Origin of the sequence: Actinoplanes sp. NPDC048988, from assembly GCF_043197815.1 — a bacterium.
GTDB lineage: Bacteria > Actinomycetota > Actinomycetes > Mycobacteriales > Micromonosporaceae > Actinoplanes.
In genome coordinates this window covers 138635-159996 of the sequence record NZ_JBICTW010000018.1, presented here as the reverse complement: position 1 = coordinate 159996, position 21362 = coordinate 138635, and the positions used below count along the sequence as shown (strand labels likewise).

Here is a 21362-nt window from a genome sequence, read left to right as displayed (position 1 = left end):
CCGTCGAACCTACGCCCGCGAGCATGCGGCGGGACTACACCGCGCGCGAGGCGTTGCTCGAGTCCGGCATGGCCGCCGATTGGACCACACAGTTCGGCGCCTGGTTCATCGAGGCGTCCAGCTTCGGCCTGCCCGAGCCCAACGCCATGATCGTGGCCTCGGCCACCCCGGCGGGTCACCCGTCGGCGCGTACGGTCCTCCTCAAGGAGTACGACACGCGCGGTTTCGTGTTCTTCACCAACTACGAGTCGCGCAAGGGCGCCGAGCTGGCCGCCAACCCGTACGCGAGCCTGGTCTTCCCGTGGTTTCCCATGCAGCGGCAGGTGATCGTGGTCGGTGCGGTGGAGCGGGTGAGCCGGGCCGAGACGGAGGAGTACTTTTCGTCGCGGCCCCGCGGATCGCAGCTGGGTGCCTGGGCGAGCGCGCAGTCCACGGTCGTGCCCGATCGGGAGTCGGTCGACGCCAGTCTCGCCGCGGTCACCGAGCGCTTCGAGGACGGCGAGGTGCCGGCGCCCCCGCATTGGGGCGGGTTCCGGGTGTCGCCGGAGACGGTCGAGTTCTGGCAGGGGCGGAGCAGCCGCATGCATGACCGGCTGCGCTACCGCCGTACCGAAGAAGGTCTGTGGGTTTTGGAAAGGTTGGCACCTTGAGCCAGGACGCTGTCGAAGCGGCCGCGGAGGCCGTCGAGGAGCGCGAACGGAAGTCCTGGTTCATCGATCTCAGGCCGCTCCGCGTCGTCGCGTATCGGCGGATGTGGATCGGAAACGGGGTCTCGTTCTTCGGTTTCCAGTTCACCTCGGTCGCGGTGCCGATCGAGATGTACGCCGTCACGCATTCGTCGGCCTGGGTGGGCCTGCTCGGCCTGGCCGGCCTGGTGCCGTTGCTGATCTTCGGGTTGTGGGGTGGCGCCGCGGCCGACGTGGTCGACCGGCGCAAGCTGCTGCTGGCCAGTTCGACGCTCGCCTGGATCTCCACGCTGGGCCTGCTGGCGCAGGCGCTGCTGCACGTGAACAGCGGTTATCTGCTGCTGGCGCTGGTCGCGTTGCAGTCGGCCGGCTTCGCGATCAGCTCGCCGGCCCGGCAGGCGATCATCCCGCGGATCGTGCCGGGCGGGCTGGTGCCGGCGGCCAACACGCTGGCCTACACGACCACCACCGCCGGCGGCGTCCTCGGCCCGCTCGCGGCCGGCGTGATCTTCGCGGCGGCCTCCACCGACAGCGGCATCATCGCGGCCTACCTGGTCGACGCGGTGCTGTTCACGGTGTCGTTCTGGGCGACCTGGCGGCTGCCGTCGATCCCGCCGGTCGAGCACGACCTGACCGAGGAGCGGCCCAGCGCCGGCCTGCGCGGCGTGCTGGTCGGCCTGCGGTTCCTCATCACCCAACCGGTGCTGCTGCTGTCGTTCGCGGTCGACATCATCGCCATGGTCTTCGCCATGCCGCGGGCGTTGTTCCCCGAGGTGGCGGCCGACCGGTTCGGCGGTGACCAGGCGGTGGGCTGGCTGTTCAGCGCGATCGCGATCGGCTCGGTCGTGGCCGGGCTGTTCTCCGGATGGATCGGGCGGGTCAAACGGCAGGGTGTCGCCCTGGTCGCCGCCGTGGTCGCCTGGGGCCTCGCGATCGGCTTCGCCGGGCTCGCGCACAGCCTGTGGCTGATCCTGCTGCTGCTCGCCGTGGGCGGCGCGGCCGACCTGGTCAGCGCGGTCTACCGGCAGTCGATCCTGCAGGTCTACGCCCCCGACCGGCTCCGCGGCCGGCTGCAGGGCGTGTTCACCGTCGTGGTGGCCGGCGGCCCGCGCCTGGGCGACCTGCGCGCGGGGGCCACCGCCGACCTCACGTCGACCACCGCGTCGTGGGCCGGCGGCGGCTTCGTGGCGGCCGGTCTGTCGGTCGTATTGGCCCTGGTCTTCCCCGCTCTGATTCGTTACAAGCCGCCGGCCGGCACCGAGGAAAGCGCGAACAGATAATGTCCAAGCCATGACAAGCGTCGTAGCCGCGAAATCCGGCACTCAGTGGTCCATCGAGGCCGACGGGCACAGCGCCGTCGTGGTGGAGGTCGGCGGCACGCTGCGCGGCTTCTCCGCCAACGGCGTGAAGGTGCTGGACGGCTTCGAGACCGGCGAGCTCTCCCCGGCCTCGGCCGGTCAGATCCTGGCCCCGTGGCCCAACCGGATCCGGGACGGCAAGTACACCTTCGAGGAGCAGTCCTACCAGCTCCCGCTGACCGAGCCGGCCCGGCACAACGCCATCCACGGCCTGGTCAACTGGGCCCGCTGGACCGAGGTTTCCCGTACGGCGTCGTCGGTGACCCTGCAGTTCGAGCTGCCGGCCCAGATCGGCTACCCGTGGTGGCTGACGCTGCGCTCGACCTGGACCGTGTCGGCCGACGGGCTGCGCTGCGACCAGGAGGTCGTCAACAACAGCGACTCCAACGCGCCCTGGGGCTACTCCGTGCACCCGTACCTGGAGCTGCCCGGCGTCGCCGTCGACGACATCCTGCTGCACGTGCCGGGCAAGACCCGGATCGTGGCCGACGGCCGGCTGCTGCCGATCGGCGCCAACCCGGTCGCCGGCACGGAGTACGACTTCAACGAGCCCCGGCGCATCGGCGACCTGATCCTCGACACCACCTTCGGCGACATCGAGCACGGCGCGGACGGCATCACCGAGGTGACCATCGCCGACCCGGACTCGGACGCCAAGGTCGTGGTCTGGGCCGACGACAAGTTCAAGTACTGGCAGGTCTTCTCGGGCGACACTCTGCACGGCGAGCGGTTCCGCCGCTCGGTGGCGATCGAGCCGATGACCTGCCCGCCCGACGCGTTCCGGACCGGCCGTGACCTGATCGTGCTGGCGCCCGGCGAGCGGTGGACCGCCTCGTGGGGGATCCGGGCCTGATGGACTTCGAAGACGTCCTGCGCAAGCGGCGGATGGTGCGCAGCTACGACCCCGACCGCCCGGTCGCGCCGGAGATCGTGGACAAGATCGTCAAGCACGGTCTGCGCGCGCCCAGCGCCGGTTTCTCGCAGGGCTGGGGCTTCCTGGTCCTCACCGAGCAGAAGGACCGCGACCTGTACTGGTCGTCGACGACCGACGGCGACCTCGGCGACGCCGCGGCCGACGAGGCGTGGAAGGGCGACTGGCTGACCCGGATGCGGACCGCGCCGGTGATCATCGTCTGCTTCTCGAACAAGTCGGTCTACCTCGATCGCTACGCGCAGGCCGACAAGGGCTGGACGGACCGCAGCGAACAGCACTGGCCGGTGCCCTACTGGGACATCGACACCGGCTTCGCCGCCCTGCTCATGCACCTCAGCGCGGTCAACGAGGAGCTCGGCTCGTGCTTCTTCGGCGTGCCGGTGCCGAAGGTGCCGGCGGTCAAGGACGCGTTCGGGGTTCCGGACGAGTACACCCCGATCGGTACGCTCACGGTCGGCTATCGGGCAACCGACAAGAGGTCTCCGTCACTCAAGCGCGGGCACCGTCCGGTGGAAGATGTGGTGCATCATGGCCGATGGGCTTGATGCAGTGGGGATAGGCTGAGGTTGTTGGTGAGAAAGGGGGCTCCGGGGTGATCTTCAAGGCGGTCCGGGACGGTGCCCCCTATCCCGATCACCACACGACCCTCAAGGCGTGGGCCGAGATCCCGCCACGGCCGATCCGGCTGGCCGATCTCATCACCACCAAGCGTGAGCTGGCCCTCGACAAGCTGCTGGCCGAGGATTCGACGTTCTACGGCGACCTCTTCCCGCACGTCGTGGAGTACAAGGGCGCCCTCTACCTGGAGGACGGCCTGCACCGCGCGCTGCGGGCGGCTCTGCAGCAGCGCAACCAGATCCACGCTCGCGTGCTGGTCGTCGAGGGCTGACTTTCCGCTAGGTTGACGGTCATGGTGACTCCGCTGGATCTCCTGGACGTCGATACGTTGCTCTCCGACGAGGAGCGCGACATCCGCGCCCTCTGCCGCCGGGTGGCTGATGATCGGGTACGCCCGCACGTCGCCGACTGGTACGAGAGCGGCACTGTGCCGGTCCGCGAGCTGGCCCAGGAATTCGGCAAGCTCGGCCTGCTCGGCATGCATCTGACGGGGTACGGCTGCGCGGGCTCCTCCGCCGTGGCGTACGGCCTGGCCTGCATGGAGCTGGAGGCGGCCGATTCGGGGGTGCGCTCCCTGGTCAGCGTGCAGGGTTCGCTTGCCATGTACGCCATCTGGAAGCACGGCAGTGAACAGCAGAAGCAGCGGTGGCTGCCGGGCATGGCGGCCGGTGAGCTGATCGGCTGCTTCGGCCTCACCGAGCCCGACCACGGCTCCGACCCGGCCAACATGGCGACCCGGGCCCGCCGCGACGGCGGCGACTGGATCCTCGACGGCGGCAAGATGTGGATCACCAACGCGCCCGTGGCCGACGTGGCGGTGATCTGGGCCCGGGCCGAGGAGGGCGTGGTCGGCTTCGCCGTGCCGACCGATACGCCCGGATTCGCGGCCCGCGAGATCAAGCACAAGATGTCGCTGCGCGCGTCCAGCACGGGCGAGATAACGCTTGACGGGGTACGGGTGCCGGACAGCGCCCGCCTCCCCGAGGCGCGCGGTCTCAAGGCGCCGCTCTCGTGCCTGACCGAAGCCCGTTTCGGCATCATCTGGGGCGCGATGGGCGCGGCCCGCGACTGCCTGTCGGTGGCGCTCGACTACGCGACCACCCGCGAGCAGTTCGGCCGCCCGATCGGCGGCTTCCAGCTGACCCAGGCCAAGCTGGCCGACATGACCCTCGAGCTGCAGAAGGGCTTCCTGCTCGCGCTGCATCTGGGCCGGCTGCGCGACTCGTCGGGCGCGCTGCGGCCCGAGCAGGTCAGCGTCGGCAAGCTCAACAACGTGCGGGAGGCGATCACGATCGCCCGCACCTGCCGGACCATCCTCGGGGGCAACGGCATCAGCGGCGAATATCCGGTGATGCGCCATGCGAACAATCTGGAGAGTGTCCTCACCTACGAGGGAACTTCCGAGATCCACCAGCTGGTGATCGGCCAGAAATTGACCGGATTGAACGCTTTCGCCTGAGCGTTGACTGCAAGTGTCGTACCCGGCTCGTACCGTGAGGGTATGGCCAACTCATCGGACGTCTCGCCGGGTGTCACCGAGCCCACGCGGGAATATCCCCCCGTCCCCGAGGAGTCGACTCCGCCGGCGCCGCCGGAGCAGCCTTCTCGGCCTAGCGGGTTCGCACGCCTGCTCATCTTCACCGGGTTCGTCTTCGCGCTGCTCGTGGCGGCCTGCCTGGGGCTGCGCGCGATCAACGTGCTGCCCAGCTTCGACAACCCGTTCAGCGACCGCACCACCGACCGCAGTCAGCCGGTTCTGCTGCAGTCGATGCGCGACCTGAGCCGGTACGTGGCGGCCGACGGCACCTTCCAGGTCATCGTCGACCTCCAGGAGGACCGGGAGAACATCCCCGACTTCCTGATCAACCGGCGCACGCTCTTTGTCGGGTCCGGCACCGTCGAGCAGTATGTCGACTTCAGCAAGCTCGCCGACGAGGCGCTGGTCGTCGACAACGAGAAGAAGACGGTCACGATCACGCTGCCGGCGCCGGATCAGGGATCGGCCGCGCTCGACATGCAGAAGAGCTACGTGGTGGCCGAGCAGCGCGGGCTGCTCGACCGGATCGGTGACGCCTTCAAGAGCGACCCGGGCAAGCAGCAGAAGGTGTATGCGCTGGCCCAGCAGCGGATCACCGAGGCGGCCCAGTCGAGCGGGCTGTCCGACCGGGCCAAGCAGAACACCGAGCAGATGCTGCGCAGCCTCTTCACGAGGCTGGGTTACTCGACCGTCACGGTGACCTTCGACAGTCCGTAGGAAAACACCGGACGCCGCCGGCCCGGGGGCGGGGTCGACGGCGTCCGGCGGTCATCGGCACGCGGAGGGGCTGGGCCCTCCGCGAGCCGGGGGTCATCTCCTCAGACGCGGCACGCGGCCGTTTCGTTGCGTCGGCCGGGTCACTCGTTGGGGAGCAGGGCCCACAGGATCAGGTAGACGATGAACTGCGGGCCGGGCAGCAGGCAGGAGATGACGAAGATCAGGCGGACCACGCCGGCGGAGAGGCCGAAGCGGCGGGCCAGGCCGGAGCAGACGCCGGCGATCCAGCGGTCGTTCCGGGGGCGGGCGAGTCGGCGAGTCACGATGACTTCCTCCTTGACTGACGGCCTCGGCGTTGTGCTGTGGCCGTACTTCGACGGTAGGGGCGCCGTGACCGTGCGCCCTCGGTCCGCAGGTGGAGATGGGCGGCCCGGCTCCCGTAAGGGTGACCCGTACCCCCGCGCCTTCCGCTGTTAACCTGGGTGCCGATTTCCGGCCCTCGGTGTGATGCCGCGGCGGTTCGACGATGTGTTACGCCCGGCTCACGCCGTGGTCGTGACGCCGTGACGAGGAGGCAAGCGGTGACGCTCCGGTGACGCTGGCTGTCCTGCACACCGGCCCCGGCAATGGCCTCGACCCGGCCGACGCGGCCCGGCTCGCGGACGAGCTGACCGCGGCCCTGCGCGCCGCCGGCGCCACCGAGGTCGAGCGGATCGGCGCAACCGCGTACGTGGGCGCCGATGGCGCCTCCAGCATGAGCGCCGGGGTGCGGCTTCGCGAGATCGTGGGGCGGGCTCAGGCGGCCGGTGAGGCGGTGCTGGTCTGCGAGGACAATCTCGTCGCGCATCCGAGCCTGCTCTGGATGCTGGCCACCGAGCCGGCCAAGCGGACCACCGCGCTGGTGATCGCGGATCCCGCCGGAGACCTGCGGGAGGACCGGGGCAAACTGCTGCCGGCTGGTGACGGGCCGGGAACCGTGCGCTATCTCGGTGCGATCTGTGTGGCGCCGGCCGATCTGCCGGTGCTGGCCGAGGCCGCCGACTCCGGCGATCTGCTTCCGGCGCTGCTCGAGGCGGGGCTTGTTCCGGTGGCCACCCCGGTGCGGCTGCTGCGGGGCGCGCTGGTGCACGACCAGGCCGAGCTGGCCGCGGCCCGGGCCGCCGTCGACGCGGTCGACGAGGACAAGGCTCGCCTGCGGCTGGCCGTCAAGGAGAAGGACGACTTCTTCACCACGTACGCCGTGAGCACCTGGTCGCCGATCGTCACCAAGGCCGCCGCGCGACTCAGACTCACGCCGAGTGCCGTCACCGGGCTCTCCGTGCTGCTCGCCGTCGCCGCCGCGCTCGGCTTCTGGCAGGCCTCCCGGCCCGCGATGATCGCCGGCGGCGTTCTGATCTATCTGAGCTTCGTGCTCGACTGCGTCGACGGGCAGCTCGCCCGCTACACGCGTCAGTTCGGCGCCTTCGGCGGCTGGCTCGACACGATGGCCGACCGGGCCAAGGAATACGTCGCCTACGCCGGTCTCGCCGCCGGCGCCGAGCGGATCGGCCTGCCGTACGCGTGGCCGCTCGCCATCGCCGCGATCGTGCTGCAGACCGTCCGGCACATGACCGACGCCTGGTACGGCGCCCTGCACGACGAGGCCGCCGCCCATCCGAAGCCGCGGGCCGCGAGCGGGGTCGGGGCCCGGCTGACCGCCGCCTCGACCAAGGTGCAGGGCGACACGGGGTCCCTGGCGTACTGGCTGAAGCGGATCGTGGTCTTCCCGATCGGCGAGCGGTGGGCGCTGCTCGCCGTTCTGGCGATCTTCACCAACGGGCGGATCGCGCTGGCCGGCATGCTCGCCTGGGGGGTGCTCGCCCTGGCGTACACCCTGGCTCTGAGGTCTTTGCGGGCCTTCTCCATGCGCGTCGGCGTCCTCGACAAAGTGGACACGGGCCGATTCCGCGACGACGGTCTCCTCGTCCGTGAAGTGATCAGCCGGGCCGGGCTGCCCGCGCCGCTGATCTTCGCGGCGCTGGCCGCGGTCGTGGCGCTGGCCGCCGTGATCGTCTTCCTGGCCGGTGATCCGTCCAAGGTCCTGCTGGCGGTGGCCGCGCTGCTGGTCCTGGCGGCCGGGCTTCCGGCCCGGGCGCGGCACGGCGGTCCGCTCGACTGGCTGATCCCGGCCGGGCTGCGCGCCGCCGAGTACCTGATGGTGGTCGCGGCCGGCATCGCCGGCGACGTACCCACGCCGGTCACCTACCTGCTGATCTTCACGCTCACCCTGAGGCACTACGACCTGGTGGCCCGGATGGAGAAGGGCGCGCCCGCCGGTAAGGCCCGCGGCGCCCTGCTCGGCTGGGACGGCCGTGTCGTGCTTCTGACCGCCGCCGCGCTGGCCGGCCTCGGCACCGCCGGCGCCGCTGTGCTGGCCGCGCTGGTCGGCGGCTCGTTCCTGATCAACGCGATCGCCGACTGGCGGACAGGTGGCACCCGCCCGTGACACTGCTGAGCATCGTCGTACCGGTCTACAAGGTGCAGGGTTACCTGCGGCAATGCCTGGACTCCATGCTGAGCCAGTCGTTCACCGACTTCGAGATCGTCGCGGTCGACGACCGCTCGCCGGACAACAGCGGCGCCATCCTGGCCGAGTACGCGGCGCGGGACCCCCGCGTCCGGGTGGTGACCGCGCCGGAGAACCTCGGCCTGGGCCGGGCCCGCAACCTCGGCCTCGAGCACGCCACCGGTGAGTACGTCTGGTTCGTCGACTCCGACGACTGGCTGTCGATGGGCTCGCTGGCCGCGGTCGCCGCTCGGCTGCGCTCGACCGACGCCGACGTGCTGCTCGTCGGCTGGGACCGGGTCTACTGGGACGGCCGCGTGCAGACCGGCTCGGCCACCAAGAAGCTGTCGGCCGCGCCCAAGGTCTTCTCGGTCGAGGAGTGGCCCCAGGTCCTCGAGATCCTGCACGTGGCCTGGAACAAGGTCGTGCGCCGGGACTTCCTGCTGCGGCTCGGGTTCGTCTTCGAGGCCGGGTGGTACGAGGATGTGTCGTTCAGCTTCCCGGTGATGCTCGCCGCCCCACGGATCAGCGCGCTGCCCCGGACCTGCGTGCACTACCGGCAGCGGCGTACCGGGGCGATCACCCGGACCAAGGACGACCGGCATTTCGAGGTCTTCGGCCACTGGGAGCACGCGCTGGCCCTGTGCGGCGAGTACGCGTCGCCCAGCGACGAGGTGCGCGGCCTGCTCTTCCGCCGGATGATCTGGCACTTCCTGGCCGTGCTGCGGCACGATGCCCGGGTGCCGCGAGGCTCGCGGGCACGGTTCTTCGCGCGGATGAACGAGATGTACCGCAAGTACCTGCCGCCCGCCGGCTACCCGATGCCCTCCGGCGGCGAGGGGGTGCGCTACAAACTGGTCGCCCGTGGCTCGTACGGCGCCTTCAAGCTCTTCGAATCCTCGGTCAAGACGGCGCGCCGTGGTCAGCGGGTGGCCCGCGGCGCGACCGGCTATGTCGGCCGGCGGTCGCGGCAGGCGTTCGGGCGCCTCTACTACCAGCTCCAGTTGCGGTTGCCGGTGGATCAGTCGCTGGCGCTGTACGCGGCTTACTGGTTCCGCGGGGTCAGCTGCAACCCGGCCGCGATCGCCGAGAAGGCGGCCGAGCTGGCGCCGCACCTGCGGCAGGTCTGGGTGGTCGGTCACGCCCGTGAGGCCGCGCTGCCGCCCGGCACGCCGCACGTGGTGGCCGGCACCCTGCCGTACTACAAGGCGCTGGCCCGGGCCCGCTACCTGGTGAACAACGTGAACTGGCCGCACCGCATGGTGAAGCGGCGGGGGACCACGCACGTGATGACCCACCACGGCACGCCGCTCAAGATGATGGGGATGGACCAGCTCGACCATCCGGCCGCGGTGACCGACCACGACTTCGCCGGTCAGATGCGCCGCGCCGACCGCTGGGACTTCAGCGTGACCGCGAACGCGCACACCACTGTCGCGTGGGACTCGGCGTACCCGTGCGATTTCGAGACGCTCGAGGTGGGCTACCCGCGCAACGACCGGCTGGCCCGGGCCACCCCGGCCGAGGTGGCGGCGATGCGCGACCGGCTCGGCATCGCTCCCGGCAGCCGGGTCGTGCTCTACATGCCGACGCACCGGGAGTGGCTGCCCGCGGGCAGCCACGTGCTCGAGGTCGAGCGGCTCGCCGCCGAGCTCGGCTCCGACACCGTGCTGCTGGTGCGGGAGCACTACTTCCACGTGCCGGCCGAGGTGAGCGGGCAGGCGCCGTCGGACGGTGGCCGGATCATGGACGTCTCCGGTCATCCCGTGGTCGAGGATCTCTATCTGGCGGCGGACGTGCTGCTCACCGACTACTCGTCGGCGATGTTCGACTACGCCGTCCTGGACCGGCCGGTGGTCATCTACGCGCCCGACTGGCAGGTGTACCGCGAGCTGCGGGGCACCTATTTCGACCTGCTGGCCCAGCCGCCGGGCGCGGTGGCCACCGACTATCACGCTCTGGTGGAAATCCTTACTTCCCGGTCGTACGCGGACGATTCAGCCACGGCCGCACGGGCGGCCTTCCGCGCGCGCTTCTCCTATCTGGACGACGGACATGCGGCGGAACGCGTCGTTCGCCGGGTATTTCTGGATGAAAACCGGTAATCGCGTAGTTACCCTCAGCAAATGGCACGTTCACCCGATGGCGTTACATCGATACTCCTCGTCGAATAGGGCGGGTCGCGGACCGTAGTGGGACCGGGATCACACTTATGCGCCCGGTAGGGGAGGTAGGCGGTGTCGACCGTCTCGCTCAAAGACGTCACCAAGGTCTGGCCCGACGGCACGGTGGCCGTGGACCACCTGAGTCTCGACGTCGACGACGGTGAATTCCTGGTCATGCTCGGCCCGTCGGGCTGCGGCAAGTCCACGGTCCTTCGGATGATCGCCGGCCTGGAGGATCCCTCCGAAGGGGACATCCTGCTCAACGGCGACCCGGTCCTCGAATTGGCGCCGCGCGATCGCAGCATTGCCATGGTTTTCCAGGATTTCGCGCTATATCCGCACATGACTGTTGGCGACAATATTGGGTTTCCCCTCAAATTGTCCGGTGTGGAGCCGAGTCCTCGCGGCGAGCGGGTGGGTGACGTGGCGTCGGCCCTCGGTATAGGGGACGTCCTGCGGCGCAAGCCGAGCCAGCTCTCCGGTGGCCAGCGTCAGCGGGTGGCCATGGGCCGTGCGATCGTGCGCCGCCCCGGCCTGTTCCTCATGGACGAGCCGCTGTCCAACCTCGACAGCGGCCTCCGGGCCGAGCTGCGCGCCGAGATCACCGGCCTCACCCGTGAGCTGGGCGTCACCACCATGTACGTGACGCACGACCAGGCCGAGGCGCTCACCATGGCCGACCGGGTCGCGATCATGCGCAAGGGGGTGCTCCAGGACGTCGGCACGCCCACCGAGGTGTACGGCCGCCCGGCCACCCTCTACGTCGCCGCGTTCCTCGGCTCGCCCCGGATGAACCTGCTCGAGGCCTCGGTCTTCGTGCACCTCGAGCGCTACATCGAGCTCAACTTCGGCGAGCAGGCGCTGTATCTGCCCTGGAACGACATCCGCAGCCGGGCGGTGGCGCACTACCACGGCGAGCGGATCGTGGTCGGCCTGCGGGCCGAGGCGCTCACCCCGGTCGCGCCGGACACGCCGGGCGACGTGCTCCGCGGCCGCATCCGCTACCTCGAGCACCACGGGCACGAGTCGCTGGCCTACCTCGACATCGGCGCCACCGCGATCGTGATCGACGAGCTGGGCCCGGCCGCGCCGAAGGACGTGGCGGAGCCGGGCACCCTCCGGCGGCTCAGCGGGGCCCTCCAGCGCCGGCTCAGCGGGCGCGGGGGCGCCACCGCGGTGCAGACCCGCGAGTCCGAGCCGCACAATGTGCTCGACCCGGGCCGGCACTCCCGCCGCACGGCCGAGCTGGCGGTCCGGCTCGCGCCCTACCCGGCGATCTCTCCCGGCCACCCGCTCAACATCGCCGTCCGGATGGACGCCCTGCACTTCTTCGACGGCCGAGGCGCACGCATAGACGTGGGTTGGCGCTAGTCCCCTTCCGGGTTTTGTTTCGCCGGCGCGTGGTGCCACTGGGGCGGCACACCGCGTAAGCTGCACCACGGTGGAGGAGAGATTGGGCCAGAGAGTGCGTTCGGCTCCGAGCGTGGAGTCGTCGGGCTCAGCCGTCCCTCCATCGGGCGCCGCCGGCCACCTGCTCGACCGCCGTTTCGCCCGGGACGAGATCGCCCTCGTGCGCCACGAGGTGACAGCGCGGTTGCGTGGGGTGGGGCTGACCGGCGACCGGCTTCAGGGTTACATCCTGGCCGTCAACGAGATCGTCACGAACGTCGTGTTGCACGCCGGTGGCTACGGTCGCCTGCTGCTGTGGACGGCCGGCGACTCGGCCTGGTGCTCGGTCACCGACTCGGGCTCGGGCATTCCGGCGCGATACCTGTCCGCTCCCGAGGTTCCCGAGACCTATGAGGTGGGCGGACGCGGCATCTGGCTGGCCTATCAGCTCTGCGACGAAGTCACTGTGGCCACCGGGCCGATCGGTACCACGATCGGCTTGCGGATCGAACTTTGAACAGCGTGTAAACCACCGGACGAATGTGAAGGTGCCCTTCCGGGCTCATCGACGGCGCGGTGCGACTACATTAGGCCGGTGCTCGGACTACCTCCTCACGTAACCGCATGCCTTTTCGATCTTGACGGCGTGCTCACGCAGACCGCTCTTGTGCACAATGCTGCGTGGAAGCAGACGTTCGACACGTTTCTGAAGGCGTGGTCGGCGCAGCACGATCAGGAATTCGTGCCGTTCGACTCCGGCGCCGACTACCACCAGTACGTCGACGGCCGGCCACGAGCCGACGGCGTCCGCACGTTCCTGGCGTCCCGCGGCATCACCCTGCCCGAGGGCACCCCGGACGACGGTCCCGACCTGCTGACCGTGAACGGCCTCGGCAACCGTAAGAACATCCTCGTTCTCCAGAAGATCCAAGAAGGCGCCGTCCAGGTCTACGAGGGCTCCGTGGAGTACCTCAAGGCCGCACAGCAGGCCGGTCTGCGCCGTGCTGTGGTCTCGGCCAGCGCCAACTGCAAAGACGTCCTCGAGGCGGCCGGCATCGCCGACCTGATTGAAGTACGCGTGGACGGGGTAACCGCCCGCGAGCAGGGCCTGCCGGGCAAGCCCGCGCCGGACACGTTCCTGTACGCGGCCAAGCAGCTCGGGCTCGACCCGAAGAGCTGTGCCGTCTACGAGGACGCCCTGGCCGGCGTCGCCGCCGGTCGCGCGGGCGCGTTCGGCATCGTGATCGGTGTCGACCGAGTGGGTCAGTCTCAGGCACTTCTGGACAACGGGGCCGACGTTGTGGTTTCGGATCTGTCCGAACTCCTGACGCGTTAGTGCACGTACTCCATTAAGACTTTTCTCCTTCCTCATAGGTACGAGAGGCACCACCGTGATCCGTGAACGGGCATATCCCGTCGACCCTTGGCACATCCGGGAGACTCGCCTCGACCTGGATCTGCTGGCCCAGTCCGAGTCGGTCTTCGCGCTGAGCAACGGACACATCGGGATCCGCGGAAATCTGGACGAGGGCGAGCCGCACGGCCTGCCGGGCACCTACCTCAACTCGTTCTACGAGCTCCGCCCGCTGCCCTACGCCGAGGCCGGCTACGGCTTCCCGGAGTCCGGCCAGACGATGGTCAACGTCACCAACGCCAAGCTGATGCGGCTGCTGGTCGACGACGAGCCGTTCGACGTGCGTTACGGCGAGCTGCGCTCGCACGAGCGCGTGCTCGACCTGCGGGCGGGCACGCTGGAGCGCAACGTCGAGTGGGTCTCGCCGTCCGGCCAGGCCATCCGGGTCCGCACCGTGCGCCTGGTGTCGTTCACCCAGCGCGCCGTCGTGGCGTTCCTCTACGAGGTGGAGCCGCTCGACAGCACGGCCCGGCTGATCCTGCAGTCGGAGCTGGTCGCCAACGAGCAGCTGCCGGCGATGAGCAAGGACCCGCGCGTGGCGGCCGTGCTCGATCACCCGCTGCAGTCCGAGGAGGTCCTCGAGCAGCGCACCGGCGGCCTGCTGGTGCACCGCACCAAGGCCTCCGACCTGCGCATGGCCGCGGCCATGGAGCACCTGGTCGAGACGCCCGGCAAGCACGCGGTGACCACCGAGGGCCACCCCGACTGGCTGCGCACGACAGTGGCCTGCAAGCTGGAGCCGGGTCAGAAGCTGCGCGTGGTGAAGATCGCCGCCTACGGCTGGTCCTCGCACCGGTCGCTGCCGGCCGTGCGCGACCAGGTCGGCGCCGCGCTGGCCAGCGCCCGGCTCGACGGCTGGGAGGGCCTGGTCGACAACCAGCGCGAATACCTGGACGCGTTCTGGGACCACTCCGACGTCCGCGTCGAGGGCGACCCCGAGGTGCAGCAGGCGGTCCGCTTCGGCCTGTTCCACACGCTGCAGGCGGGCGCCCGGGCCGAGCAGCGCCCGATCGGCTCCAAGGGCCTGTCCGGCCCCGGCTACGACGGCCACACGTTCTGGGATGCCGAGACCTTCGTCCTGCCCGCGCTGACGTACACACAGCCCGGCGCGGCGGCCGACGTGCTGCGCTGGCGGCACTCGACGCTGGATCTGGCCCGGGAGCGCGCGCAGACCCTCGGCCTGCAGGGCGCCGCCTTCCCGTGGCGCACCATCCGCGGCCAGGAGTGCTCGGCGTACTGGCCGGCCGGCACCGCCGGCTTCCACATCGGCGCCGACATCGCCGACGCCGTGCGGCGGTACGTGCAGGCCACCGGCGACTACGACTTCGAGCGTGAGTACGGCCTGGAGCTGCTGGTCGAGACGGCCCGGCTCTGGCGTTCGCTCGGCCACCACGACCGGCACGGCCGGTTCCACATCGACGGGGTGACCGGCCCCGACGAGTACACGGCGGTGGTCGACGACAACATCTACACCAACCTGCTGGCGCAGCAGAACCTGCTGACCGCGGCCGACGCGGCCAAGCGGCACCCCGACCTGGCCCGCAAGCTCGGCGTCGACGACGAGGAGACGGCGAGCTGGCGGGACGCGGCGGCCTCGGTCCACATCCCGTACGACCGGGAACTCGGCGTGCACCAGCAGTCGGAGGGCTTCACCCGGCTCCAGGAGTGGGACTTCGAGAACACCCCGCCCGAGGCCTACCCGCTACTGCTGAACTACCCGTACTTCGACCTGTACCGCAAGCAGGTGGTCAAGCAGGCCGACCTGGTCATGGCGATGTACATCCGCGGTGACGCGTTCACTCCGGAGGAGAAGGCGCGCAACTTCGCCTACTACGACGCCCGGACCGTCCGCGACTCGTCGCTGTCGGCCTGCATCCAGGCCGTGATGGCGGCCGAGACCGGCCACCTCGAGCTGGCGCACGACTATCTGGGCGAGGCCGCCCTGATGGACCTGCACGACCTGCACCAGAACTCGCGGGACGGCCTGCACATCGCCTCGCTGGCCGGCACGTGGATCTCGCTGGTCGCCGGGCTCGGCGGCATGCGCGACTTCAACGGCCAGCTGTCGTTCGCGCCCCGGCTGCCCAGCCGGATCAACGCGCTGGACTTCTCTCTGCTCTGGCGGGGCCTGCGCCTGCGGGTGAACGTGACCCCCGAGGAGGTCACGTACTCGCTGCGCAACGGTGGCGGCTCGGCCCGGCTCGTGCTGCTGCACCACGGCAAGGAGGTCGAGGTCACCCAGGTCAAGCCGGTGACCGTGGCCAACCCGCCGGCCATCCAGGCCGGCCCGGCGCCGACCCAGCCCGCCGGGCGCGCCCCGGTGCGGCGCGCCACCGCTTAACCGAAAACGGCCCCCGGGGTTTCCCGGGGGCCGTCTTTCGCCTGTCTCAGAGCATCGACACGTGTACGTGGTCGGTGTGGTCGCTGGGACCGTGATAGGCGCGCCACTCGCCTTCCGAGGGGAACCAGATCTGCTTGTACCAGATCACGTAATAGATGCCGAGCCGGTCCGCGTTGCGGACCAGGAACGCCATCAGGTTGTTCCCGTACTCCTTCATGTCCGCGTTGTGCGCGACCGAGAAGCCGCTGTTCTGCAACGACCAGTCGCAGGCCCGGCCCTTCGGGTGCTCGAACGGCCCACCGTCGCGGTGACAGCCCACGAACCTGTTGAAGCCCGCCTTCTTCGTCTCTTTGTACATATTCAATGTACGGGCGGTGATGCATCCGCTGGTCGTCGGATCTTTCACGGTGCACGACTCGGGCGAGAAGCCGCCTTCGGAATTGCGCGGCGCGGGTTTGGCCTTCGGCGACTCGGCGAGGACGTGGCCCTGCGTGAGGCCTTCGCCGCCGACCAGGTTGAGGGCCTGGCTGGCCGCCTCCTTCTGCTTCTTCATCGCGACGAGGTTGGTCTGCTGCTTCTTGACCTCGGCGTCCAGTGCCACCTTGGACTTCGTGACCTCGTCGATCGCCTTGTTCAACTCGCCGAGCTTCCGGTCGTGCTCGGTGTTGATCTCCTCGAGCGACATGGCCCGGGCCAGGAAGTCGTCCGAGCCCTTGCTGCTCAGCAGGAAGCTGGCCGCGTTGAGCTGGCCGAACCGGTACTGCTGGTTGGCGATCGCGTTGACCTCGGGAATCAGCGCGTTGCGGCGGGCCTCAGCCGTCTTGATCTTGGCGGCGAGAGTCTTCTGCGCGGCCGTCGACTTCGCCACGGCGCCCTTGGCCTGGACGAATCGGCGGTTCGAGGACTCGATCAGCTCGTCGAGAGTCAGGTTCTGTTTGCCGGCCGACTCGTCCGGCGCCGCTGACGTGCCGTCGCCGGGCTCGGCGTAGGCCGGAGATATGGGTGACGCCAGGAAAGCGACAGAAACGATCGGCGCCAGGGCAAGCATCAGCCACCGGCGGGGTCGTACGGTCATGCAGGTTCCTTCCGGTTAACCGCCGACCGGGTTAGCTGACGGGTTCGGGACGGAAGCGATCCCTACCGCTGACGCGGATGCACCCCATGACTGACCTGGTTCCCCGGCTCGCCTCACGGCGATTGGGCGGTGGCCGCCGGCACCTCGGGGGCGGTGCCTGGTTAGGCGGACCGGCGGTCAGTTTACCCGAGAACAAGAGAGGCTTCAGGCCTGGCAAAACGTTATTCGCGTAGTCCACCTGTGACATTCAGTAATAGTGGCTACTGTGCGTCGCCATTCAATTGCTTCGCGTGCGATAACTGTCGATCGTTCGATGTCTTCGGTATGGTCGGTGCCGGTCCCCACCCCCCGGGGATCGCCGCCTAATCGTTTCCGGACGAGCCGGGGAACCAATCTTTCCGGGGTGAATCCGCGCCAGCGGTAGGGATCAACTTCCGTCCCGAACCCGTCAGCTAACTCGGTCGGCGGCCGACGGAAGGAACAGGTGTGCGGCAGAAGACTGTCCGGCGACGACTGGCAGCCACCATGGCGATGCTCGTCGCGATCTTTGGTCTCGCGTTAGCGGTGGCCGGCCCGGCGTCGGCCGCGCCGGGCGACACGGGCGACGACGGCGAGGGCGCCCCCAAGACCCTCATCCAGCAGCTCGAGGCCGCCTCCAAGGGGTTCGTCGAGGCCAAGGAGGCGCTGGACCGCTCGCGCAAGCGCCAGACCGAACTGGCGGCCAAGCTCAAGGAGCTCGACAAGCAGCTCGCCCCGCGGCAGGCGGCACTGGACGAGCTCATCCAGCAGTCGTACCGCACCGGGCGCCTCGGCCCGATGAGCGCGCTGCTGTCGGGTGGCTCGTCCGAGGGCTTCCTCGACCGGGCCGAGACGCTCGAGACGATCGCGGTCAAGGAGAACACGGCGGTGGCGGCGCTCAAGAACACCCGCGACGCCCAGCAGGCCGCCAAGGTCGCCATCGACACCGAGGTGCGCAACGAGCAGAAGCAGGTCGCGCTCATGGCCAAGCGCAAGGTGCAGGCCGAGGCCGCTCTGAAGGCCGCCAACACCGGCGGGAACGACAAGACCGGTCAGGACGCGCCGCAGGCCGGCGACAAGGCCGTCAGCTCCTCCAGCAAGCAGAAGGCGGGCGCGGCGCCGCGCGACTCCGACGGCTCGCTGCCCTCCGAGAGCTGCTCCGAGCCTGATCCCACCACGAGCGGGTGCCTGAGTCCTCGGACGCTCAATGCCCTCAAGCAAGCGCAAGCGGACGGCTTCACCCGTTATGTCGCCTGCTTCCGCGAGCAGAACAGCGGTGAGCATCCCAAGGGCAAGGCCTGCGACTTCGCCGCCGACAAGGACGGCTTCGGCGGCGTCGCCACGGGCGCCAGCAAGACGTACGGCACCAACCTCGCGAACTACTTCATCAACAACGCGGACCGGCTGGGCGTTCTGTACGTCATCTGGTTCGAGCGGATCTGGCTACCCAGTAGTGGCTGGAAGGCGTACACCAGAGGAAACGGCGACCCTTCCAGCGACCACACGAACCACGTGCATCTCTCGATGCGATGACATGGCTCCGCTTCGCTCCGCGGGCGATCGCCTTGTAACCGATGAGATGGGGCGCGATTTTCCGCCGTCCGCAAACCCCGCGGCCGTCGAAAAACCGAGCCCCATCTCATCGGCGGCGATCGCGGTGTTTTCGGGCTACTTCCGTACGAAGGTCTCGTACTCCTTCATGACGTCGTCAGTCGGGCCGTCGGCGCGGATCACGCCCGACTCGAGCCAGATCGACCGCTCGCAGGTGTCGCGGATCGACTGCTCGCTGTGGCTCACCAGGAAGACCGTGCCGGCCTCCTGACGCAGGTCGCGCACCCGCTGCTCGCTGCGCTTGCGGAATTTCGCGTCACCGGTGGCCAGCGCCTCGTCGATCAGCAGCACGTCGTGCTTCTTGGCGGCGGCGATCGAGAAGCGCAGCCGGGCCGCCATGCCGGACGAGTACGTCTTCATCGGCAGGGAGCTGAAGTCGCCCCGCTCGTCGATGCCGGAGAACTCGATGATCTCGGCCGTACGCTCCTTGACCTGGGCCGGCGTCATGCCCATGGCCAGGCAGCCGAGCTCCACGTTGCGTACCCCGGAAAGGTCGTTCATCAGCACCGCGTTCACGCCCAGCAGCGAGGGCTGACCGGCGGCGTAGATCGCCCCGCCGCGCTCGACCGGCAGCAGGCCGGCGATCGCCCGCAGCAGCGTCGACTTGCCGGAACCGTTGGTGCCGATCAGGCCGATCGCCTCGCCCCGGTAGGCGACGAAGCTGACGCCCTTGACCGCGTGCACCTCGCGCACGGCCCCGCTCTTCTTGCCCGTCACGATCCGCTTGAAGCTGGCCAGCGGGCTGTTCGCGCCCGGCGCCACCGAGCCGTAGATGCGGTAGACGATGTGCGCGTCGTCCGCGATGACCGTAGGAACCCGTTCGTCAGCCACGGCCGTAGCCTTTCTCTCCGCGCCAGAAGTACACGTACCCGCCGATGCCCACGAAGACCGTCCAGACCACCGCGTACGCCCAGAGACGCAGCGGCGAGGAGGCCAGCGTCACGTTCTCCATCAGGGCGTGCCGGATCAGCTCGATGAAGACGAGCATCGGGTTGGCTTCGACCAGGGCGAGCTGCCAGCCGCTGAGACGGTCGGAGAAGAACGTGACCGGGTAGAGGACGGCGGAGCCGTACATCCAGATCCGCATGATGTAGGGAATCAGCTGCCGGATGTCGGTGACCTTCGCGCAGAGCCGGGACACGAACAGCGCCAGTCCCGCGTTGAAGATCGACTGAAGCACCAGGGCCGGGATGACCAGCAGCCACTCCACGGTGATCGGCTCGCCGGTGATCAGGATGATCGCGACCAGCACGGCGACCGAGGCGATCATGTTGCGGACCTCGACCAGCGAGATCGCGATCGGCAGGCTGGCCCGGGGGAAGTGCAGCGCCCGGATCAGGTTGATGTTCGAGGTGATCGACATCGCGCCGGCCTGGACCACCGATTGGGTGAATCCGAAGATGAAGACACCGGCGCACAGGTACGCGATGAAGTTGTTGGTGTCCTGCTTGGTGTTGAGCAGGAGACCGAAGATCACGTAGTAGACGCCGGCGTTGATCAGCGGCGTCAGTACCTGCCAGATCGAGCCCAGCTTGGTCGTGCCCAGCGAGGCGCTCACCTTGGCGTTGGCGAACGCCGCGATGAAATGCCGGTAGGACCAGAGGTGCCGCGTGTACTCGGCTATGCCGGGGAGTCGCCCGGCCGCCGTCAAGCCGTTCCGCCGGGCCAGCTCCTTGAGCGATTGCCCGGTCTCGGAATCGGCGACCGCCGTCTGAGCCATGGGGTGGTGCTCCGATCTCGTCGGCCCGTGAGGGATGCCGGGCCCTGGAACTTTGCGCGAGAACACTTAAGCAGCATGTCAAGCCGCCGTCGATGGAACGCCTTCGTATCGACGTGCGGAAGGTTAGCCGACCGAACGGCGGAACGCAACCGTTACGTCCTGGCGTATAGTGACCGGGTGGCAACAGGAAAGCGCGCACCAGCCGGAGCGGCTGTACTCAGAGGCGACATCACCGTAGCGATTCGCAACGCCGTGATGAACGAGCTGGCCGAGGTCGGTTACGGCAGGCTCTCCATCGAAGCCGTGGCGCGCCGCGCCGGGGTGGGCAAAACGGCAATCTACCGCCGATGGGGCAACAAACTCGAGATGGTCCTCGAGATTGTTTCCGATGTCGCGGGCCGCAGTGTCCCCCTGCCCGACACCGGAAGCTTCGCCGGCGACCTACAACTGATCATGATGATCGTTCACCGGGCCCTCCAGCACCGCATCGCGTCGCAGATCATCCCCGACCTGATGGCCGAGGCGGCCCGCAACCCGCAGATCGCCGAAACCCTCCAGACGGCGCTGCACACCCACCAGCAGGCGGTCGGCGACAAACTGGTCGGCCAGGCCATCGCCCGCGGCGAACTGCCCGAAGGCACCGACCCCGAAATCGCCGTCGACATGATCCTCGGCCCGCTGTACTGGCGCCTGGCGGTCTCCCGCTCCCCGATGCCGGACGACTACCTCGACAAGCTCACGACGGCCGTCACGGCCGCTCTGAAGTCGACGGCGGCCTGAAAAAGCTCCGATCCGGCGGCCCGTCGCCGAAGGTAGGGGACCCCGCCCCCCACCCCGGAGCCGCGATGCGCCACCACGCCGAACCTCACCTCGACCTGACCGTCCTGGACACGGCCGCCCTGCTCGCCATCGCGATGCGCGAGCTGAAGGCGGGCGACGGCCCGCTCGGTGTGGCCCCACCCCGGGCAACCGACCCGGTCGGCTCCTGGCGCAGCGCCGACGGAAGCGTCCGCCTGGACATCAGGACCGACGGCACGTACGCGGGGACGGTGGCCGGGCGCAAGAAGCCGGCACACGGCACCTACCGGCTGGACGGCTCAACTCTCACATTGCGGGATGATTCGGGCCTGAAGACGCCGGTGACAGTGGGCCAGGGAGTGCTGGAGATGGCGGGGCATCGCCTCGGTCCAGCCTGACCGCTGGTTGTCCACAGGCTGCGTTAGTGCTGGGCCGG

Annotated in this window: 20 protein-coding genes and 2 riboswitches; of the genes, 16 read left to right on the top strand and 4 right to left on the bottom strand. The window is 69.2% G+C overall.

Annotated features, from left to right (window positions below):
• Positions 1-23 precede the first annotated feature (23 nt).
• The 7 genes from pdxH to ACGFJ7_RS38635 are packed head-to-tail and all read left to right on the top strand — an operon-like array spanning position 24 to position 5850.
• On the top strand, positions 24-650 hold the full coding sequence (pdxH, locus tag ACGFJ7_RS38665) for a pyridoxamine 5'-phosphate oxidase (RefSeq protein WP_360246552.1): 627 nt from the start codon (positions 24-26) through the stop codon (positions 648-650).
• A complete protein-coding gene (locus tag ACGFJ7_RS38660) occupies positions 647-1966 on the top strand; it encodes an MFS transporter (protein ID WP_360246413.1) in 1320 nt (439 codons plus the stop codon). Before pdxH ends, ACGFJ7_RS38660 begins: the two co-directional genes overlap by 4 nt.
• Before the next feature lie 10 nt (positions 1967-1976).
• Positions 1977-2897, top strand: coding sequence for an aldose 1-epimerase family protein (locus ACGFJ7_RS38655; protein WP_360246411.1), 921 nt, complete (start codon positions 1977-1979; stop codon positions 2895-2897).
• Positions 2897-3523 (top strand): nitroreductase family protein, encoded by a 627-nt coding sequence (locus tag ACGFJ7_RS38650; protein ID WP_360246409.1) that lies wholly within the window; start codon positions 2897-2899, stop codon positions 3521-3523. The genes ACGFJ7_RS38655 and ACGFJ7_RS38650 overlap by 1 nt, the downstream gene beginning before the upstream one ends.
• A 47-nt stretch (positions 3524-3570) precedes the next feature.
• Positions 3571-3867: a type II toxin-antitoxin system VapB family antitoxin gene (locus ACGFJ7_RS38645; RefSeq protein WP_089296050.1), complete on the top strand. Its 297-nt coding sequence runs from the start codon at positions 3571-3573 to the stop codon at positions 3865-3867.
• 24 nt (positions 3868-3891) lie between these two features.
• Positions 3892-5055, top strand: a complete 1164-nt coding sequence (locus tag ACGFJ7_RS38640; protein WP_360246550.1) for an acyl-CoA dehydrogenase family protein — start codon at positions 3892-3894, stop codon at positions 5053-5055.
• A 42-nt stretch (positions 5056-5097) separates the two neighbouring features.
• Positions 5098-5850, top strand: coding sequence for a DUF4230 domain-containing protein (locus ACGFJ7_RS38635; RefSeq protein ID WP_392646901.1), 753 nt, complete (start codon positions 5098-5100; stop codon positions 5848-5850).
• A 140-nt stretch (positions 5851-5990) separates the two neighbouring features.
• Here the strand turns inward: ACGFJ7_RS38635 and ACGFJ7_RS38630 are convergent, their stop codons facing one another.
• Positions 5991-6173, bottom strand: a complete 183-nt coding sequence (locus ACGFJ7_RS38630) for a PspC domain-containing protein (RefSeq protein ID WP_360246405.1) — start codon at positions 6171-6173, stop codon at positions 5991-5993.
• 269 nt (positions 6174-6442) lie between these two features.
• Between ACGFJ7_RS38630 and ACGFJ7_RS38625 the strand changes: the two genes are divergently transcribed.
• The 6 genes from ACGFJ7_RS38625 (at position 6443) to ACGFJ7_RS38600 (ending at position 15704) form a co-directional block, all read left to right on the top strand.
• Positions 6443-8335, top strand: coding sequence for a CDP-alcohol phosphatidyltransferase family protein (locus ACGFJ7_RS38625; protein ID WP_392646898.1), 1893 nt, complete (start codon positions 6443-6445; stop codon positions 8333-8335).
• On the top strand, positions 8332-10500 hold the full coding sequence (locus ACGFJ7_RS38620) for a bifunctional glycosyltransferase family 2 protein/CDP-glycerol:glycerophosphate glycerophosphotransferase (protein ID WP_360246401.1): 2169 nt from the start codon (positions 8332-8334) through the stop codon (positions 10498-10500). The genes ACGFJ7_RS38625 and ACGFJ7_RS38620 overlap by 4 nt, the downstream gene beginning before the upstream one ends.
• A 132-nt stretch (positions 10501-10632) precedes the next feature.
• On the top strand, positions 10633-11931 hold the full coding sequence (locus ACGFJ7_RS38615) for an ATP-binding cassette domain-containing protein (protein ID WP_360246399.1): 1299 nt from the start codon (positions 10633-10635) through the stop codon (positions 11929-11931).
• Between the two features lie 112 nt (positions 11932-12043).
• Positions 12044-12466 carry an ATP-binding protein gene (locus tag ACGFJ7_RS38610; protein ID WP_392646897.1) on the top strand — a complete coding sequence of 141 codons (423 nt, stop codon included), beginning with the start codon at positions 12044-12046 and terminating at the stop codon, positions 12464-12466.
• Between the two features lie 78 nt (positions 12467-12544).
• Entirely contained in the window at positions 12545-13285 is a 741-nt protein-coding gene (locus ACGFJ7_RS38605) for a beta-phosphoglucomutase family hydrolase (protein WP_360246395.1), read from the top strand.
• A gap of 55 nt (positions 13286-13340) precedes the next feature.
• Positions 13341-15704, top strand: a complete 2364-nt coding sequence (locus ACGFJ7_RS38600; protein WP_360246393.1) for a glycoside hydrolase family 65 protein — start codon at positions 13341-13343, stop codon at positions 15702-15704.
• Positions 15705-15750: 46 nt separating this feature from the next.
• On the opposite strand, the gene ACGFJ7_RS38595 is transcribed toward ACGFJ7_RS38600, so the two are convergent.
• Positions 15751-16779, bottom strand: a complete 1029-nt coding sequence (locus ACGFJ7_RS38595) for a hypothetical protein (RefSeq protein ID WP_360246391.1) — start codon at positions 16777-16779, stop codon at positions 15751-15753.
• A gap of 3 nt (positions 16780-16782) precedes the next feature.
• Positions 16783-16918: riboswitch (cyclic di-AMP (ydaO/yuaA leader) on the bottom strand.
• 210 nt (positions 16919-17128) lie between these two features.
• Positions 17129-17262: riboswitch (cyclic di-AMP (ydaO/yuaA leader) on the top strand.
• A gap of 3 nt (positions 17263-17265) precedes the next feature.
• Here ACGFJ7_RS38595 and ACGFJ7_RS38590 point away from each other — a divergent pair.
• Positions 17266-18330 carry a hypothetical protein gene (locus tag ACGFJ7_RS38590; RefSeq protein WP_360246389.1) on the top strand — a complete coding sequence of 355 codons (1065 nt, stop codon included), beginning with the start codon at positions 17266-17268 and terminating at the stop codon, positions 18328-18330.
• Positions 18331-18465: 135 nt separating this feature from the next.
• Here ACGFJ7_RS38590 and ACGFJ7_RS38585 read toward each other — a convergent pair whose 3' ends face one another.
• Together ACGFJ7_RS38585 and ACGFJ7_RS38580 are read right to left on the bottom strand one after the other, a co-directional pair.
• Positions 18466-19239 (bottom strand): ABC transporter ATP-binding protein, encoded by a 774-nt coding sequence (locus ACGFJ7_RS38585; protein WP_360246387.1) that lies wholly within the window; start codon positions 19237-19239, stop codon positions 18466-18468.
• A complete protein-coding gene (locus ACGFJ7_RS38580; RefSeq protein ID WP_360246385.1) occupies positions 19232-20128 on the bottom strand; it encodes an ABC transporter permease in 897 nt (298 codons plus the stop codon). The genes ACGFJ7_RS38585 and ACGFJ7_RS38580 overlap by 8 nt, the downstream gene beginning before the upstream one ends.
• 177 nt (positions 20129-20305) lie before the next feature.
• On the opposite strand from ACGFJ7_RS38580, the gene ACGFJ7_RS38575 reads away from it, so the two are divergent.
• Positions 20306-20908: a TetR/AcrR family transcriptional regulator gene (locus tag ACGFJ7_RS38575; protein WP_360246548.1), complete on the top strand. Its 603-nt coding sequence runs from the start codon at positions 20306-20308 to the stop codon at positions 20906-20908.
• A 65-nt stretch (positions 20909-20973) separates the two neighbouring features.
• Positions 20974-21324: an Atu4866 domain-containing protein gene (locus ACGFJ7_RS38570; RefSeq protein WP_392646893.1), complete on the top strand. Its 351-nt coding sequence runs from the start codon at positions 20974-20976 to the stop codon at positions 21322-21324.
• Positions 21325-21362 lie beyond the last annotated feature (38 nt).

Coding starts and splice junctions, on each gene's coding strand:
- pdxH (WP_360246552.1), top strand. CDS start 24: ATGCGGCGGGACTACACCGCGCGCGAGGCGTTGCTCGAGTCCGGCATG.
- ACGFJ7_RS38635 (WP_392646901.1), top strand. CDS start 5,098: ATGGCCAACTCATCGGACGTCTCGCCGGGTGTCACCGAGCCCACGCGG.
- ACGFJ7_RS38580 (WP_360246385.1), bottom strand. CDS start 20,128: ATGGCTCAGACGGCGGTCGCCGATTCCGAGACCGGGCAATCGCTCAAG.
- ACGFJ7_RS38650 (WP_360246409.1), top strand. CDS start 2,897: ATGGACTTCGAAGACGTCCTGCGCAAGCGGCGGATGGTGCGCAGCTAC.
- ACGFJ7_RS38570 (WP_392646893.1), top strand. CDS start 20,974: ATGCGCCACCACGCCGAACCTCACCTCGACCTGACCGTCCTGGACACG.
- ACGFJ7_RS38655 (WP_360246411.1), top strand. CDS start 1,977: ATGACAAGCGTCGTAGCCGCGAAATCCGGCACTCAGTGGTCCATCGAG.
- ACGFJ7_RS38595 (WP_360246391.1), bottom strand. CDS start 16,779: ATGACCGTACGACCCCGCCGGTGGCTGATGCTTGCCCTGGCGCCGATC.